At 35.1% G+C, this 17,333-nt stretch carries 15 protein-coding genes and 2 tRNA genes; 8 read left to right on the top strand and 9 right to left on the bottom strand.

Annotated elements, in window-relative coordinates:
- Window positions 1-115 precede the first annotated feature (115 nt).
- Window positions 116-1,468 (bottom strand): FAD-dependent oxidoreductase, encoded by a 1,353-nt coding sequence (locus ACI6PB_RS02540; protein WP_404281010.1) that lies wholly within the window; start codon window positions 1,466-1,468, stop codon window positions 116-118.
- Between the two features lie 959 nt (window positions 1,469-2,427).
- Entirely contained in the window at window positions 2,428-2,613 is a 186-nt protein-coding gene (locus ACI6PB_RS02535; RefSeq protein ID WP_025085825.1) for a hypothetical protein, read from the bottom strand.
- Between the two features lie 668 nt (window positions 2,614-3,281).
- On the opposite strand from ACI6PB_RS02535, the gene ACI6PB_RS02530 reads away from it, so the two are divergent.
- From ACI6PB_RS02530 to ACI6PB_RS02515, 4 genes are all read left to right on the top strand, one after another.
- Window positions 3,282-4,157, top strand: coding sequence for an ABC transporter ATP-binding protein (locus tag ACI6PB_RS02530; RefSeq protein ID WP_025085824.1), 876 nt, complete (start codon window positions 3,282-3,284; stop codon window positions 4,155-4,157).
- A complete protein-coding gene (locus ACI6PB_RS02525) occupies window positions 4,150-4,842 on the top strand; it encodes an ABC transporter permease (protein ID WP_404327728.1) in 693 nt (230 codons plus the stop codon). Before ACI6PB_RS02530 ends, ACI6PB_RS02525 begins: the two co-directional genes overlap by 8 nt.
- A 102-nt stretch (window positions 4,843-4,944) precedes the next feature.
- The gene (locus ACI6PB_RS02520; protein ID WP_404327727.1) at window positions 4,945-5,979 is read left to right on the top strand and encodes an IS30 family transposase; all 1,035 of its coding nucleotides are present in this window, start codon (window positions 4,945-4,947) and stop codon (window positions 5,977-5,979) included.
- A gap of 148 nt (window positions 5,980-6,127) precedes the next feature.
- Entirely contained in the window at window positions 6,128-6,895 is a 768-nt protein-coding gene (locus ACI6PB_RS02515; protein WP_404327725.1) for an ABC transporter permease, read from the top strand.
- Between the two features lie 110 nt (window positions 6,896-7,005).
- Here ACI6PB_RS02515 and ACI6PB_RS02510 read toward each other — a convergent pair whose 3' ends face one another.
- From ACI6PB_RS02510 to ACI6PB_RS02500, 3 genes are all read right to left on the bottom strand, one after another.
- Window positions 7,006-8,259 (bottom strand): NAD(P)H-dependent oxidoreductase, encoded by a 1,254-nt coding sequence (locus ACI6PB_RS02510; protein ID WP_309510435.1) that lies wholly within the window; start codon window positions 8,257-8,259, stop codon window positions 7,006-7,008.
- Between the two features lie 11 nt (window positions 8,260-8,270).
- The gene (locus ACI6PB_RS02505) at window positions 8,271-8,879 is read right to left on the bottom strand and encodes an NADPH-dependent FMN reductase (RefSeq protein WP_025085822.1); all 609 of its coding nucleotides are present in this window, start codon (window positions 8,877-8,879) and stop codon (window positions 8,271-8,273) included.
- Between the two features lie 99 nt (window positions 8,880-8,978).
- On the bottom strand, window positions 8,979-9,908 hold the full coding sequence (locus ACI6PB_RS02500; protein WP_025085821.1) for an FAD:protein FMN transferase: 930 nt from the start codon (window positions 9,906-9,908) through the stop codon (window positions 8,979-8,981).
- A 99-nt stretch (window positions 9,909-10,007) separates the two neighbouring features.
- Here ACI6PB_RS02500 and ACI6PB_RS02495 point away from each other — a divergent pair, with 99 nt between their 5' ends.
- The 4 genes from ACI6PB_RS02495 (at window position 10,008) to ACI6PB_RS02480 (ending at window position 13,466) form a co-directional block, all read left to right on the top strand.
- Complete coding sequence (locus ACI6PB_RS02495; RefSeq protein ID WP_404327724.1) at window positions 10,008-11,828, top strand: FAD-binding protein; 1,821 nt, start codon at window positions 10,008-10,010, stop codon at window positions 11,826-11,828.
- A 483-nt stretch (window positions 11,829-12,311) separates the two neighbouring features.
- Window positions 12,312-12,575: a hypothetical protein gene (locus ACI6PB_RS02490; RefSeq protein ID WP_404327722.1), complete on the top strand. Its 264-nt coding sequence runs from the start codon at window positions 12,312-12,314 to the stop codon at window positions 12,573-12,575.
- Between the two features lie 24 nt (window positions 12,576-12,599).
- Entirely contained in the window at window positions 12,600-12,902 is a 303-nt protein-coding gene (locus ACI6PB_RS02485) for a hypothetical protein (RefSeq protein WP_404327721.1), read from the top strand.
- 63 nt (window positions 12,903-12,965) lie between these two features.
- Window positions 12,966-13,466 (top strand): hypothetical protein, encoded by a 501-nt coding sequence (locus ACI6PB_RS02480; RefSeq protein ID WP_404327720.1) that lies wholly within the window; start codon window positions 12,966-12,968, stop codon window positions 13,464-13,466.
- A 243-nt stretch (window positions 13,467-13,709) separates the two neighbouring features.
- On the opposite strand, the gene ACI6PB_RS02475 is transcribed toward ACI6PB_RS02480, so the two are convergent.
- From ACI6PB_RS02475 to ACI6PB_RS02460, 4 genes are all read right to left on the bottom strand, one after another.
- Window positions 13,710-13,782: transfer RNA gene (locus tag ACI6PB_RS02475), tRNA-Thr, on the bottom strand.
- Between the two features lie 92 nt (window positions 13,783-13,874).
- Window positions 13,875-13,947: transfer RNA gene (locus ACI6PB_RS02470), tRNA-Asn, on the bottom strand.
- Window positions 13,948-14,011: 64 nt separating this feature from the next.
- On the bottom strand, window positions 14,012-15,301 hold the full coding sequence (serS, locus tag ACI6PB_RS02465) for a serine--tRNA ligase (RefSeq protein WP_404279484.1): 1,290 nt from the start codon (window positions 15,299-15,301) through the stop codon (window positions 14,012-14,014).
- Between the two features lie 498 nt (window positions 15,302-15,799).
- Window positions 15,800-17,248: an amino acid permease gene (locus ACI6PB_RS02460; RefSeq protein WP_404279482.1), complete on the bottom strand. Its 1,449-nt coding sequence runs from the start codon at window positions 17,246-17,248 to the stop codon at window positions 15,800-15,802.
- Between the last annotated feature and the right edge of the window lie 85 nt (window positions 17,249-17,333).

Raw genomic sequence — 17,333 nt, 5'->3', positions numbered from 1 at the left:
TTAGAGAGCGAAGCAGGCCTGCGTAGCTTGTTTCCACAATATCGCATAGAACAACGGTTATTCCAAAAAAACATACAAAAAAAGGCAGCCCGAAAGCTACCTTCATAATCTTCAATTATTCGTTAATAGCTGAATCAGCTTTTTCAACAGCAGCACCTGCTAAGGCACTAACATAATTAACTGGTTTATCAAAGTTTGGTTGGAACAAGAAATCAACCATTGATAATTCATCAATCGTAACTTTCTTTTGAATAGCAAGTGATAACAAGTTAGCTGATTGTGATACATCATACTTACTTGTCAAAGCACCACCAAGCACTACTCTTGTTTCTGGATCCCAAACTAAATTCATCAATACAGGAGTTGTTGACAACATAAATTCAGGACGATAATTGTCTTCAAGTGAAACTTCAGCAACGTTCTTGCCCAATGCATCCGCATGAACTTTAGTCAATCCACTAGCTGCATAAGTTCTGCCGAATAATTCAACAGCTGAACTAGCTTGTGTACCCATATATTCGGCGGTATCTTTCTCAATATTTTTACCAACTAAAATACCCTGACGAACTGAGTTAGTTGCTAAAGGAATATATTGATTGTCACCGGTTGGATTATAATGTACAGACGCTGCATCACCTGCTGAGTAAACATCTGGAATACTTGTATGCATATATTTATCTACAACTAATGCACCGTTTGGTAAAGTTTCAAATTTATCAGCAAACATCTTTGTATTAGGACGGAAGCCAACACACATAACGGCGATGTCTGCTTCATAAGTATTCTTATCAGTTTTAACAATTACACTATGATCTGTTTCTTCAAATGACTCTACTTTTTCACTCAAGCCTAAAGTTACACCATTATCAACGTAATCTTTTTCGGCAACAGCTGACATATTCGGATCAAGATTCTTAGCCAAAACATCTGGTAAAGCATCGATCAATGTTGTTTCCTTGCCTAAAGTAGCATAACCTTCAGCCAATTCTGCACCAATATAACCAGCACCAATAACAATGGCACTCTTGATGTCTTTAGCATTTTCTTTCAATTCATTAGCATTAGTCCAGTTCTTACACAACATAACACGATCTGAATCAATTCCAGGAATTGGAGGAATAATTGGGGCTGAGCCAGTTGTAATTACTAACTTATCGTATGTTTGGCTAAAAGTATCACCATTTGCTAAGTTTTTCACTGACAATTTCTTGTTATCAAAGTCAATATCAGTCACATCATGTTGCATGTACATATGTGCACTCATATCAGTCAATGCTTCTGGGCTAGCATAAAACATCTTATTAGGATCTGAAACACGATCACTTACCCAAAGTGCAATCCCACAGGATAGAAAAGATAAATTATCATTTCTTTCAAAAACAGAGACTTCCCAATCTGGATGTTCCTTCAAAATGTTCATCGCTGAAAAAGTTCCTGCGTGTGTACAACCTACAATACTTACTTTCATAATAGACACCGTCCTTTTTTCTTATCATTATAATTTATTCACTAATACATTAAAAACGTTTACAAGATATTTAAAAAAATATATTTTGTTTATATAATATCTTGATATTAACCAATTAAATTATTTTTAATCCTCACTTCCTCCATATGTGTTGATTATCCTTTATTAACAAAAATTTTATGATACCGCTATTATCTAACTATTTATTGATTTTGTGATATTAAAAACAAATAAATATTTTTTTCGAAAATGAATTTAACTGTTTAAAAACATGTGGTATATTATAAGTGTGCAAGGGGTTTAGATATGAAAATGCAATTCCTTCCTTTTTTAACTCTTAATGAAGGTTGCGATACACATCCTCATATCGTTAACCTATAAAGTTCATTCGTATCAACAATAAAAATTGCCCCCCTCAATCAATTTTTACTTAAACGATACGTTTGTAATATCCCATTACAATAATTTACTTTGAATGCTTTCATTAATTAATTAATAAATCCCTCTCTATTTGACAAATATGGAAACCTCACAAGCATTCATATCTTCCCCTGACACTACTGGTAATGCCGTTACACCAAACGTGTAACAAAAAACAAGCCCGTCCCCCCAGATGAGCTGTTTTTTTTTGACTTATTTTGATTAATTCGAATACAAATAGATTATCTTTTTCAATAAATTTTGATAATTAATTTTAAATGAGCTTAATTATCAAAATTAATCAATCATTATATCTCATAGAACCCTATTTTATTAATATCTTCTAGTTATCAAGAAACAAATATTGTGATATTAAAAACAAACAAATAAATTTACAATAATTGAAAAATTATGTTTAAACATATGTGCTATATTTATAACTGTGAAAGGGGATAAGGTATGAATCATTTATGATTCCTCCTTTATTAATTTTGATACACGGATCACGGTATACATCCTCATACCGAAATCTAAGCGAACTAATAAATATGAATTGTTCCCTCAATCAATTCGTACTTATTGCGAGTTATCCCAATTATAAATTCAATTTGAATGCTTTCCATTATTAATACCAAATCCCTCAATTTGGAAATTTTATCAGAATCATTCATATCTTCCCCTGACACTACTGGTAATGTCGTTACATAATCGTAACGAAAAGACAAGCTCATCCCCCTCAGATGAGCTTTTTTGTTGTTTAAAATTTATTCACTCGTTTTAAAACACAATATCGAATTATTATTACTCAATCAATTCATTATTTTATCCTAAAAACAAAAAAATATTTTGTTCTATTTTGAACCGACATGTTTAAACATATATGCTATATTTATAACTGTGAAAGGGAAAAGATATGAGATGCGATTCCTTCCTTTAACTCTTAAAAAAAGTTACGATACATCCTCATATCGTTAACTCACAAATTTAAATTCTTAATTGACCCCCTCAATCAATTAAGAAAAATCCCATTACAATAATTTACTTTGAATGCTTTCATTAATTAATTAACAAATCCCTCTCTATTTAATATTTAAAAGAAATTGGAAACCCTCATAAAGCATTCATATCTTTCCCCCGACACTACTGGTAATGTCGTTGTGCATTTGTACAACAAAAAAACGAGCTCATCCCCCCTCAGATGAGCTTTTTTTATGTCCAAAATTTTTAAGCAACCCACTAGTCCCTGATATATCAAACTTTTATACATCAAAGGTAACTTATATTTGCGCGCTTGTTAGTTTCTTTTGTACCTAAGTTGAGAATTACTTGCTTGTACACAGAGAAAGTTTAATCGAAATTAGAGGTAGCAAATAAATATCAGAGGGTGTTACAAATGTTAGAAATCAAGCAGGTCAGTACAATCATAGGCAAGAAAAAAATCATTAATAATGCAACTTTCTCCATCACTTCCGGCAGTATTGTTGGCTTAATTGGACCCAATGGGGCTGGGAAAACAACAATCATGAAGTCGATTCTCGGACTAACTAAATTCAACGGTGAAATCAATTTAAACAATCAGAAGATTACGGAAAATGATCATCACGCCTTAGAAAAAGTTGGCGCCTTAATTGAACATCCCGCTATCTATCCCTTTTTGACTGGTACACAGAATCTCAGTCTTTACTCGACGGATCCAATCGATATGCAACATATCATCACTTTATTAGGAATGAATAAATATATCGATCAAAAGGCCAAAGAGTATTCCTTAGGTATGAAACAAAAATTAGGTATCGGTATTGCTCTATTGAATCATCCCCAACTAGTTATTCTCGATGAACCAATGAATGGCTTAGACATCGAAGCAACCATTTTAATTCGGAAAATTATCAAAGAATACGCTCAAAACGGTTGTTCCTTTTTGATCTCTAGTCATATTTTGAGCGAACTACAAAAAGTTATGACTGAAATGATTCTGATCAACAACGGTAAAATCATTTTGACCAAACCAATGTCGGCTTTTTTAAAAACTAATTATGACTATTACGTAATTTTAACTGATCAACCCGACAAAACTAAAATTTTATTAACCAATTATCAGATAACTTCAAACGATAGATTAATTGTTAAACGTCAAGATATCAAAAATGTTCAAAAAATACTTTTTAACAATGGAATTAACCTACTAGAATTGGTCCCTCAACGCCCTACTTTAGAAAGAACCATTGTCAACTTACTTAAAAATCAGGAGGTAAAAAATCATGCTTAACAACTTGAAACAAGAACTTTTTAAATTTCGTTGTCAAAAAATGCCACTATATGGCGTAATCACCTTATTATTATTAATGATTTATACCTATCTCACTAATCACAATGCCAATTTCCTCCTGAACAACGGTTTTGGATCTAGCCAGTGGATCATTATCATTCTGGTAACTATCTCCTCTTCAATCCTATCCATGGAATATCAGAACAATACCATTATCAATTTGCTCTACAAGACTTCACACAAGTGGCAGATCTATCTAGCTAAATTTTTAGTAATGTTACTATATAGTTTTTTTCTATTAATAATGAACCTCATTTTTACAATGATTTTGAAATTTATACTATTTAATGGCTATCACGCCAAATTTTTAGGAACTTTACTACTTAATCTCAGCGGTGGATTCATTTATTCAATCTTCATCATTGCATTAGCCCTCTTACTAATTTCTTGGTTAAAAATCAATCCCCTTGTTATTGGCATTGGTCTAATCATTGGTTTCTTAGGAGCCGTCATTTCAACGGCCTTATATCCACTATTTAATTTCATCAAATGGAATCCTCTCAATATGATTTATGTATCCAATCAATTGGCTAATCCACAACTTATGAACAGCTCGCATCTGAATAGTTCGGAACTGATTATCTGTACTCTTCTTTACACCATTTTATTTTGGCGAATTTTATAATCAAGTTAGCCACTTTAGAAAAATGACAAAATAAAAACACCAAGACGTAAAAATCAGGTATCATTGGAGTTCTCACACAAACAATGAAAGAGGTTTTTCGTCTTGGTGCTAGAACAGAATATCATAAATCGTCCTAAAGGACATCATTTAACTGAAATTGAATGTGGAAAGATTGCTTCCTTTCATTCAATTGGCTACTCGAATCGCCAGATAGCTAAAGCTATCGGCGTTTCACCTCAGACTATTAATAATGAAATTAACAGAGGTACTGTTGAGCAGATCAAGAAAGTTAATGGTAAAGTTCAACACTTGAATTGCTACTTTCCTGACACTGCACATCAAAAGTATGTAAAGAACCGTAAGCTTTGCCATCGTCCTTCTAAATTCGACCAAGTCACAGCCTTTTTAGGCTTCTTTGTAAGCCAGTTCATAGATAATGGATGGTCACCTGATACGGCCGTTGGACGAGCTAAGAACGAAGAATTATTCTTAGTAGATGAAATGGTTTGTACTACTACACTTTACAAATATATTGATGAACAACGACTTGAAATCCGGAATATTGATCTGGTAGAAAAGTCAACTAGACCGACTAAGCAACATACTTCAAAAAAGCATAAGCGTCTACTTGGTCGTAGTATTGAGAAACGCCCTAAAAGTGTTGATAGCAGAGAATCCTTTGGGGACTTTGAGATAGACACGATTGTGGGCAAAAGAAATGGCCATGAGAGTGTCGTCTTAACGCTCATAGAGCGTAAGACACGCTTTGAAATAATGAGACTTATTGACGGTAGAGATGCCGACTCTGTAGATTATGCTATGAAAGAGATCATAAAGAACTATGGTGATCTTATCAATTCAATCACTGCAGACAATGGCCCTGAGTTCTCTAATCTATCATCTGATATGGCTGGCGTTGCGGATGTTTACTTCACACACCCATATACATCTTGTGAACGTGGAACAAATGAAGTACATAATCGAATGATACGTCGTGACTTGCCCAAAGGGCTGTCACTGGATACAGTCAGCCCAAAAGTAATAAGAGACATAGAATTTAAGCTCAACAATATGCCTAGAAAGTTATTGAACTATAAAACGCCACAAGAACTCTTTGCTAGTTCCTGTGGCGCTTAAAGACATATTTATAAACTTCAAATACTGATATCACTTGGATTCAATTTATTTTGTCCAAGTGGCTAACTTGTTATTGAAATTTTCGACCATTTTATTTTTAATTATCGGATACCAAATTTTTAAGAAAAGGTCAGTCTAGGTGAATAAAATGAAACAAAGTATAAAGAATGAATTCTTCAAAATTACCCATCAAAAGATTACGTGGATTGCGCCCATATTAATTTTGTGTTTAATGATGCTGTCAAGAGCTTTCATTGGCAATTCTGAGCAAAGACTCTTGATTATGGCAACTTACAATTCAGGGGAATGGATCTTATTAGCTCTAATCATCGTCTGCTCAACTGTCCTTTCCATGGAATATCAATATCACACTATTCTATTAACAATCTATAAAGCTCCTAACAGATTCCAAGTTTTTGCATCAAAATTATTAGTCATTTCAATCTATAACCTATTTCTCCACTTTTTGGCTATTATTTTTACTTTATTACTTCAACTGACACCACTAAAAGCCCATGTTTCTTGGTTGATTATCAATAAGTATTCTCAAAGTTTAGTTATCAACATGTTAAACACAACCTTAATAGATCTTGTGGCTTCAACTTTAATCGTCAGTTTGATTTTTTTAAGTTCTAGTCTAATTAAATCCAATTCAATCGTCATCACTATTAATTTAGCCATCGTTTTCATGGGTCAAACAGCTTCATCACAACTTTTGAATACTAATGCTCACTTACTAAATTTGGTTAAATGGAATCCACTAAATATGTACAATTTGACCGCTCAGTACTATAACTATGCCGTTTACCATGACACTAGTCATTTAACCAACATAGAACTACTTTTAGGGACATTAATATATACTGCAATATTTTTAATTCTGGGATATTATCTTTTTAGAAAAAAGAAATTTTAATAAAAAAACAGCCTCCATTAAGCATTCAAGTTATAAATCACGTACTTGAATCTCTTAATAGAAGCTGTTCTTATTATCCAATTAAACTTATTAACATCTTGCTCTTTTATTTAGTGTTTCGATGCACTACTTGTAGCATCAACTTCCGGTTTAACTTCTTTTTCTGTTTCTTCTTTAGAAGCACTAGCTGTTGCATCTACAGGTGCATCTGGTTTCTTTGAAGCGCCTGAAGTGGCATCAACCTTAGCATTTGGATCTGGAACTAACATTTGACCAGTTTGTTTTAAGTATTCATTAACGATAGGTTTCAAATCAACAGCCCATTCATTAACACCTTTATAGTTACCCTCTTCATCATGCATAGCTTTGTAGTAATGCATAACATGATGGTCACTATCGCCTCCGGGTACTGGCATTGAAACTAGATCCGTCTTACCGCTTCTCAACATGTGGATAACTTGCTTAACATGCTTAATAACACGTTCTTTACCTGGATGGACTGTGGTTAATGAATCTCCAACTTGTTCAGGAGTTCTCTTAGCTAACATCTTTTCAGTTGGCAAGAAACGATTGTAATAGATAAATTGATTATTTTCATCAACATAAGTCAATTCAATTGGAGTAGTCTTCAACATGTAATTCAACTGGTTAACAGTCAAAAGACCGCTATCCAATTTAACATATGTATTGCCTTCCACAGCGTTAACTTTCTTTGCAGCCTTATTTAACCAATCAGGATCATCCATGTCTACACCTTCTACAGTTGTATCTGTCTTACCAGTGGCCGATAAATCTTCCTTTTCATAGTCGTCAGCATCGATCATATTAATCACCTTCGCAAACTTAATAAATTTCTGTAAAGTTGTATCAAGAAAATCAATAGTACGTTGATCTTTCAAATCACCATTATCATCAAAAGCTGTTTTAACATTACCTAATAAGAATTCATTACCAGGTAAAACAACAGCATTAACTCCTGGTGCCTCTAAAATTTGTCTCAAATGCAATTGAGCACGTGATGAACCTTGAGTATGATATGAGGCTCCCACAATCATAACCGGTTTACCATCAAGCGGATGGATCTCATATGATAACCATTCGATAACATTCTTCAAAGCAGCTGGAACTGTGTGGTTATGCTCAGGAGTAGCAATGATAACACCATCAGCCGATTTGATTTTATTGCTTAGCTTTTGAATAACGGAACTATTTGTTTGATCATCATCTTGACTAAACATTGGGACTTGATTGATATCCAAAACTTCAATATCAGCAACACCCTCACAGTGCTTAGACATGAAATTCAACAATGTACGATTGTATGATTGGTCAGCAATTGAACCTGCAATACCTACTAATTTCATATTTATCTCCCCTAGTCCTTATCCCAAGAAAATTCTTTGGCTTTTTGTTTGTTAATTTCATTGGCATTATTTAATTGTTTAGATATATTTACGAAATCCAAGAAATCTTGGAATAATCCGTCTAGTTGTTTAATAATCTTTTCATCCTTCAAATCACCATTCTCATCAAAGGCTTGTAATGAGTGACCCAATAAAAATTCTGAACTAGGCATAATTCTAGCCTTCAATTCTGGTGAATCCAAAATCTGGCGTAATTGCGCTTGTGCCCGTGATGAGCCTAATGAACCATAAGAAGCTCCTGTAATCATAACTGGTTTATCCACAAATGGATGGATTCCATATGATAACCAGGCTAAAGCACTCGATAAAACAGCTGGAATGGAGTGATCGTATTCAGGTGTCGCAATAATCACACCATCGGCGGCTTCGATTTTATTAGCAATATCTAATGCCTCTTGAGGAACATACTTATCAGCACTCTTCTTATAAATTGGAAGATTCTTGATTTCAACCAACTCAATTTCAGCGGCTGATTGGAAACGTTTCTTCATGTACTTCAATAATTCACGATTAGTCGACTTATTGGAATTAGATCCCACTATTGCAATAAATTTATTCATATTAGCAATCACCTTATTTATAATTATCTTACATGTTCATTGTAAATTCGTTCACAATATAAATCAACACAATTTTGGAATTGTTATGATATATAATTGTTATATTTTAAAAAACTTGTCACGTAATCCACTAGTAGTTTGATATTCCAAATTTTTCGTGATAAAAATGGCCTCGACACCAGGTTGACTTTCAATCAAAGCCAATCCTTTTTCGATACCTTGATAGAATCCAACAGTTGACCAAATCTCACCATCAATCGACTTATCACTGACAATCGTCACACTGGCAAGATTGTTTTTGATGGGATAACCCGTCTTGGAATCAAACATATGATGGTATTCATGACCATCGATAACCAGTTTACGTTCATAAATACCAGAAGTTCCAATTGACTTAGCGGTCGTATGCAAAACGCCTAATGACACATCTCGTTTTTCCACTGGATTCTGAACACCGATATTCCACATTTTGTCTTCATGAACACTGGGACCAAGTAAAAGAACATTGCCACCCAAATCAATAATGCCTGTTTCAACATTCATGCTTAACCACAAGGTTTTGATTTTATCAGCGATATAACCTTTAGCAATTCCACCTAGGTCAATTTCCATACCCTTTTCTTCCAAGAAAACCGTTTGTTTTTTATCATCTAATTTAATTCTTTCAGGATCAATAATACGTAAACGTTCTTTAATATCGGCATCACTTGGTTTGTTAGCGCCCTTGAAACCGATTTTCCACAGTTTAACTAAAGGTCCAATCGCAACGTTAAAACCTAAATGTTGGCGACTAACTAATACGGCTCGCTTAATTAGTTCATAAGTATCAGTTGGTACAGCCACTGGTTTGATTCCGGCCAAATGATTGATTGACATAACCTCGGACTGATCGCGGTTAACAGTCAATTTATCTTCATAATTTTTGATCAAGTCATAAGCTGCGTCCAACTCTTTCTCTCCAGCTGGAGTCGCAACGGTCAGATTGATCAAGGTTCCTAAGGCATAATACTTCTTATTAACTAAACTCATTTTCATCCTCGATTTCAATTCCAGATTTATAAAACGTTCACAATGTCACAATTTAGAGTTATATTAACCTTAACACCTTACGGAAATGGAGTGAATGATATGTTTGAGGATTCAAAACTAAATTGGAACGCTACTTATGATGTAATCGTCTTGGGCTTCGGTGGTGCCGGTGCTACTGCTGCTAGATTTGCGGCCGATAATGGTGCCAAAGTCTTAATTACTGATTCAGCTCCCGAGGGTCATGAGGGTGGCAATACTCGCTACGCTGGACAAGTTATTTCTTCAGGTGACGATCTCGATGACTTGAGAAAATATTATCAAGATTTGGCCTACCCATTAGCCTATGATCAAGACTTGATGGAAACCTTCATTCAAGGATTGTATAAGATCCCTGATTATTTGGAGAAATATCTAGGTGTAAAGCCTTTTGTTATGGGCCAACATCCTGAATCACCTGTTTCCAAAGCCTTATACTTTATGGCTCACGAATATCCTGAATTCAGAGGTCAAGCTACACACGAATTAGTCGCTGTTCATGAAGGCGTGGCTGATTCAGCTTTGTGGAAAAACTTACGCCAACAAGTTCTCGATCGTGCTGATAAGATCGATGTTCTTTACCAAACGCCTGCAAAACATTTAATTCAAAACCCAGAAACTAAAGCAATCGTTGGGGTTCAAATTGAACGTGACGGTAAATTGTTAAATGTTAGAGCTAACAATGGTGTCATAATGGCAACTGGTGGTTTTGAAAACAATCCTAAGATGATTGAAAACTATTTAGGTGAAACTAGCTTGAATCCAATCGGTTCTCTCTACAATAAGGGTATCGGAGTCAAAATGGCTAGCGAGGTTGGCGCCCAACTTTACAATATGAACAATTATGAATCATACGGTATCTTCCATGGGTTGACACCTAAACCTGCTAAGGGTCAACGTTCACAATTTTTACCATTTGACTGGCCTGCTTTCCACCAAGGCAGCTTGATCGTTGTTGGTGACGATGGAACTCGTTACTTCGACGAAAATGAGATCCACAGACATGGTCACATTCAAGATCACGGCAACTGGAGAATTCCACTAGCTCAACGTCATCCCTATGTTGTCTTTGATCAAAAGAAGTACGATGAATTATCTAACGATAAAAATGCTCCTTACCCAGAATTCTTGAAAGCAGTTGTTAAGGCCGACAATCTTGAAAGCTTAGCAAAAGTTTTGAATGTTGACGTTGATAAGTTGCAAAAGACTATTACAGACTTCAATTATTTTGCTGAACAAAAACGTGATTATGCCTTCAATCGTGATCCTGAAACTTTGACTGTCTTTGACGATGGTCCCTATTATGCTTTAGCAATGGTCCAGGGTCTATTAAATACTCAAGGCGGTCCGGTTCATAACTCTCACGCTGAAGTGGTCGACAATGATGATCAAGTAATCCCTCATCTTTATGCTGCTGGTGAATTAGGCAGTTTAATGGGACGTCAATACAATGGTGGTAGCAATTTAGCTGAAAATTTAATCTTTGGTAAGATTGCCGGTGAAAATGCTGCTAGTGTTAAACCAGAAATTACCGCTACAAATGTTGATGCTCAAACTTCAGCCATCATTCATGAAGAAGGACTTGGTTCCGATATTGCCGAAGAACATTTCGAAACGAAAGATAACCAATATATCGGTAAATCAACCGCCGGCATGGGTAACGAAATTGTTGTACGGGTTACAGTTGATGATGACAAAAATATCCAAGATATTGAAGTTTTGAAGCAAAGTGAATCCGACGATTATGGTTTGAAGGCTGTTAAAGAATTACCTAAGGAAATTGTCGCTAAAAACTCTGTCAACGTTGATACTGTTTCCGGTGCCTCTGCCTCAAGTAAAGCTATTAAAGAAGCCGTTCAAAACGCATTAAATCAAGTTAAATAAAAAAAGCCAACAATACAGATTTAATTGTCGACTTTAATCTTATGAGCTAACCCTTTTACAGGTTAGCTTTTTTGTTTATTTTTTATCAAAAAAATGGAGAAACACGTCTGTGTTTCCCCTAGGAGGTATTTCTCAATTCATTATCTAATACAGTCATTATATAATTAATGTGGGCAAATTTATATAGCTTATGGAAATTTATAACATTTTTTTGATATTCTTTGATTTGTAAAATAATCTTCTTTGAAAAGGCATACATATAAATATTTCTAAATTGCTCTTGAATCACTTTCTACCTACGTATTGTAGTATTATTAATAAAAAGGATAGCAATATGTTTGGTTAGAAACTTTGCTATGACCGTAGTAACCAATCTATATATAGAAGAAAAAATCACCTACCAAAAACTTATAAATAGTTAAGATATTGCTGCGGAGTACCCTACTTAGAGGATTAAGGTTGTATAAAGGGGATAAATTTATTATGAAAGCTACAAAAAAGCTTTGGAGTGCATTCGGTTTTATCATCAGTCTTTTTATAATAGGCGGAATTTTATTTAATCCAAAAATACTTCCATATACTATTATTCTTTTGATAATTATCGTCTTGATTATATTTGGAATTTATAAATTCTCTGGAAAACTATTTAACGAAACATTTGACAAAACTAAAGAATTTATGGACTCAAAGAACGACAGTAATAATACTTCTATGCGAGCACAATACCGTCGGGATCATAAAAAGTAAGATTCAATACGGAGGGTTCTATATATGGGATTATTTAACGTTTCTCAAAAAGCTAGCGGAAAACATGTATTTAGTGATGAAGTCAATTCTAGACTGATTTCAGATGGACTTGTTCATGTCATTATGATAGAAAGTATTGCAAAATTTGATAGCACTCACTTTACTGTTGACGGAAAATATACAAACCAAATAAATGCCATTCTCACGGGGATACAGAAAAAGGGCTATCAAATACTAAATATTCAGAATTCCAGTGTTACTGGAAACAAAGTAAGTGCAACAATTGAATTTACCACTCTCATAAGTTATCAATATATGAATAATTAATTTTTTCACTTAATAGTTTAAAAGTATGCTTCAGGGGGAATTAAATTATAGGGGGTCTCTACAATGAGAGAAGCAAATTCACGAAGTAGAGTTTCAAGAAGGAAACATAAGCCACTCTTCTATAGGAAATGGTGGCTTTGGTTAATAGTAGCCATTTTTTTGTTAGCTGGTGGCTTTGGGATTAAATCATACGTTAACTATCGACATTGGTCTGCACCTTATTTCAATAAAACAGAGAACCACGTATTGCTTTCCGATAAAGTAGATAAACTTAATGACGATCAAGAAGAAGCCTTTTACGATATTGCAAGAAATGCGATAAAGTCCAAAGAATCAAATATTGGTTTTGACAATTTGAAGGATAAATCTCTCTATGTTGAAAAGACAAATAAAAAAAGAACGTATCACATTGAATATGTTTGCCAAAGCGATGTACTTGTAAAATTTAATTTTAGAACTAGTATGAATGTTGTTCTAAAAAACAATTCTCTCAAAAATGATAACCGATTTAAATTCTATGATTATAAATCTGATTTAACTGAATTTACTTCAAATTCTGACTAAGCCTAACGGCTTTTTTTAGTGTCAAAAGACCATGTGTACCCCCCTAAAACTTATGTTTTTAATGGAATTGACAGTTAAAATTTACAATTTTGTTTTTGGAAATCTTCACCGAAAACTACCGTTAAATACCGCTTGCAATAAAATGCTCAAAAACACATTAAAAAACGCGGAATAAAAAAGAGCTTTGAATGCTGATTTAACAGTATTCAAAGGCTCTTCTGTTTTTAACTGACATTCTTATTATGCCGTGTGCAGGAGTCGAACCTGTGACCGCCGGTTTACGATACCGATGCTCTACCAACTGAGCTAACACGGCAAAAAAAGAAATCCTATAAAAAAATACATCTAATTCAAATGAACTAGATGTATTTCTATTGAAGACACCTAGGATTTCCTAAGTATTTATAACTCCGGATGTCAGACTCGAACTGACGACACCCTGATTAACAGTCAGATGCTCTACCAACTGAGCTAATCCGGAATAATTCAATAGCTCTTTAACAGAACTATTAAATCTTATCAATCTATTGGGATTGAGTCAATACTTATTTAGCATTTTCTTTAGTAATTTTTGTAACTCCACCCATGTATGGTACCAATACGTCAGGAATTGTAACTGATCCATCTTCATTTTGGTAGTTTTCAAGGATAGCGGCTACGGTACGACCTGCAGCAAGTCCTGAACCATTCAAAGTATGTGCCAACTTGGTCTTACCATTTTCGTCACGATAACGAATATGAGCACGACGAGCTTGGAAGTCAAGACAGTTTGAACAACTTGAGACTTCACGATACTTGTCTTGAGCAGGCATCCAAACTTCAAGATCGTATGTCTTAGCTGAACTGAAACTAGCATCCCCACTTGAAAGTACAATAACGTGATATGGAAGTCCTAATTGTTTCAAAATGTTTTCAGCGTTGGCTGTCAATTTTTCTAGTTCATTGTATGATTCTTCTGGTTTTGTAACCTTAACCATTTCAACCTTATTGAATTGGTGCATACGGATCAAACCACGAGTATCACGACCAGCACTACCTGCTTCTGAACGGAAACAAGGTGTTAATGCTGTAACGTATTTAGGTAAGTCTTTTTCATTTAAAATCTTACCAGCAAAATAGTTTGTCAATGGTACTTCAGCTGTAGGGATCAAAGTTAGTGGATTTTCATCAACCATAACTGTATAAACGTCTTCAGTAAACTTAGGGAATTGACTTGTACCAAACATGGCGTCGTTATTTACCAAGTATGGAGGGATAACTTCTGTGTAACCTTCCTTTTGGTGTTGATCCAACATAAAGTTGTAAACGGCACGTTCAAGTCTAGCACCCATACCGATGTAGTAAACAAAACGTGAACCGGCAACTTTAGTAGCTTGTTCAAAGTCTAGAATTCCTAATTCTTCACCGATATCCCAGTGATGACGAGGTTTGAAACCTTCCTTAGGAATGGCACCGACTTTACGAATTTCAACGTTAGTACTTTCATCAGGTCCAACAGGAACTGAATCGTCAGGAATGTTAGGTAGACGAACTAAGATGTAGTTCATCTTTCCTTCTGTTTCTTCAAGCTCAGCATCCAAATTCTTAATGTCTGAACCAACTTGCTTCATAGCAGCAATTTCGTCACTGGCATCTTCTTTATTACGTTTTTTAGTAGCGATACCTTGAGAAACTGTGTTTCTTTTTTCTTTAAGGGTTTCACTCTTAACTAATAATTCACGACGCTTGCTGTCATAGCCAAGCAATTCATCGATTTCATCACTAGTTACTCCACGTGATGCTAACTTGTTCTTGATCCATTCTGGATCTTTTCTAATCAATTTGATATCTAACATTGAGATTCTCCTTTTTGATTTTTGGCTTGAGAGAGTTTGTACTCTTTTGGTTTGGGATGATTTGGGTTTGAGGTTAAATAACCGGTTCTTTTATTAATAACCATTGTTCTATTTTTTATAGTGGAAACGAGTTTTGCAGGCCAATTTCTTCCGGTTTGCTACAGTACTGGAATTGCACGCATGGTGCGCGTGCGATTCCAGTACCTAAGCAAATCCTCGGAAATTCCCGGGCCTGCTCCGCTCTCTACAAAAAAAGGCCGATTCATCCCAATAAAGGGACGAATCGACCATTCGCGGTACCACCCAGTTTCAGTGTACGCAAATACACTGCACTTTCAGACTTTATCGGATCAACCCGAACGGCATTACCCGTTGCCAGAATGCTGGAATAAAAGCCTTTGCGATTTTCACCAACCATCGCTTCTCTGAAAGGTTTATGAGTAGGCACTCTCTTAGCGTTATATTCATTTCTTATAATAATTTAAACTAACTTAAATATCAATAGTGGTTGTGTTTTTGTTCATGTTTTACATCAATATCCTCTAATTTCAAGAACTTAGTCTTGTATCTGAGTTTGTAGTAAAGCCAACATACGAACAGAATAATCAATCCACTGTAACTGATCAATAATCTTCCGATATTGAAATCTACCATTGATCTTACATCCTGTCCTAAGATAATAATAATTCCTAAGACAATGGCTAAAATTGGTCCAAATGGGAACCACTTTGCTTTGTAGCGGAGATCATCTAAATCATATCCTTTATACAAGTAAGCTTTTCTAAATCGGTAATGTGAAAAGGCAATTCCTAACCATGCAATGAACCCTGTCAATCCTGACGCTGCAACTAACAATTCATAGAATGAATCACCATACAAACTTGTAAATAGAGCGATGGCCCCAACTAAAGCTGTTAATAATAGTGAAAAGACGGGTACGCCTCGACCATTAGTTCTTTGGAAAGCCTTTGGCGCCATACCTTGCTTACTCATGGACCAAAGCATACGACTAGCAGCGTATAATCCTGAGTTAGCAGCAGAAATAACTGATGTCAAAATAACGGCATTCATTACCCCAGCAGCTAGTGGAATACCAACTTTTTTGAAAACAATAGTAAACGGACTAATAGCAATATCGCCAGCTCCTGAACCTAACAAATTAGGACTTGTATAAGGAATCAAAGCGCCAATAACAGCGATTGACAATATGTAGAATAACAAGATTCTCCAGAAGACTTGTTTGATAGCTTTGGGTATACTCTTCTCGGGTGTAGCAGATTCTCCTGCAGTAATTCCGATCAACTCGGTACCCTGAAACGAGAATCCAGCTACGACGAATACGCTTAGAATTGCCGGTATTCCACCAACAAATGGTGCTTTCTTGTAAGTATAATTAGTTAAACCAACAAAATGTTGATTGCCTAGAATACCTAAAATACTCAAGATACCGACAATCAAAAAGATAATTACGGCAGTAACTTTAATTGACGAGAGCCAATATTCAGTTTCACCAAATGAACCAACTGAAATGAAGTTAATCACTAGTAAAACGATCATAAACGTTAAACTTATTTTCCATGATGTCCAACTTGGGAACCAATACTTAACAACCAAAGAAATAGTTGATAAGTCTACCGCTAAGGTAATAGCCCAGTTAAACCAATAATTCCAACCCAAAGCAAAGCCAAAGGCCGGATCGATAAATTTAGTTGCGTAAGTTGCAAAGGAACCAGAGACCGGCATATAAGTAGCCATTTCTCCTAAACTTGTCATCAAAAAGTAGACCATAATACCGATAGCCACATAAGCTATCAGAGCTCCTCCAGGTCCTGCGGTTGAGATTGAAGAACCACTGGCAACGAATAAACCAGTTCCAATCGAACCTCCTAACGCAATCATTGATAGATGACGAGTCTTTAACGAACGACTCACATCATTATTTTCCATCTTTCATTCCCCTTTTATCTGGACATAAAAAAAGTCCCTATTATCAGAGGAACTACTGACAATAAGGATTATAATTAATTATCCC

The organism is Companilactobacillus paralimentarius (assembly GCF_963227125.1).
GTDB lineage: Bacteria > Bacillota > Bacilli > Lactobacillales > Lactobacillaceae > Companilactobacillus > Companilactobacillus paralimentarius.
Note: the sequence above shows the minus strand (reverse complement) of the source record. Positions and strands in the feature narration are given on the sequence as shown.

Excerpts from the sequence above, each read along its gene's own strand:
- ACI6PB_RS02530 (WP_025085824.1), top strand. The coding sequence starts at position 3,282 with ATGTTAGAAATCAAGCAGGTCAGTACAATCATAGGCAAGAAAAAAATC.
- ACI6PB_RS02460 (WP_404279482.1), bottom strand. The coding sequence starts at position 17,248 with ATGGAAAATAATGATGTGAGTCGTTCGTTAAAGACTCGTCATCTATCA.
- ACI6PB_RS02505 (WP_025085822.1), bottom strand. The coding sequence starts at position 8,879 with ATGAATAAATTTATTGCAATAGTGGGATCTAATTCCAATAAGTCGACT.
- ACI6PB_RS02525 (WP_404327728.1), top strand. The coding sequence starts at position 4,150 with ATGCTTAACAACTTGAAACAAGAACTTTTTAAATTTCGTTGTCAAAAA.
- ACI6PB_RS02540 (WP_404281010.1), bottom strand. The coding sequence starts at position 1,468 with ATGAAAGTAAGTATTGTAGGTTGTACACACGCAGGAACTTTTTCAGCG.
- ACI6PB_RS02480 (WP_404327720.1), top strand. The coding sequence starts at position 12,966 with ATGAGAGAAGCAAATTCACGAAGTAGAGTTTCAAGAAGGAAACATAAG.
- ACI6PB_RS02510 (WP_309510435.1), bottom strand. The coding sequence starts at position 8,259 with ATGAAATTAGTAGGTATTGCAGGTTCAATTGCTGACCAATCATACAAT.
- ACI6PB_RS02500 (WP_025085821.1), bottom strand. The coding sequence starts at position 9,908 with ATGAGTTTAGTTAATAAGAAGTATTATGCCTTAGGAACCTTGATCAAT.
- ACI6PB_RS02495 (WP_404327724.1), top strand. The coding sequence starts at position 10,008 with ATGTTTGAGGATTCAAAACTAAATTGGAACGCTACTTATGATGTAATC.
- ACI6PB_RS02515 (WP_404327725.1), top strand. The coding sequence starts at position 6,128 with ATGAAACAAAGTATAAAGAATGAATTCTTCAAAATTACCCATCAAAAG.
- ACI6PB_RS02490 (WP_404327722.1), top strand. The coding sequence starts at position 12,312 with ATGAAAGCTACAAAAAAGCTTTGGAGTGCATTCGGTTTTATCATCAGT.
- serS (WP_404279484.1), bottom strand. The coding sequence starts at position 15,301 with ATGTTAGATATCAAATTGATTAGAAAAGATCCAGAATGGATCAAGAAC.
- ACI6PB_RS02485 (WP_404327721.1), top strand. The coding sequence starts at position 12,600 with ATGGGATTATTTAACGTTTCTCAAAAAGCTAGCGGAAAACATGTATTT.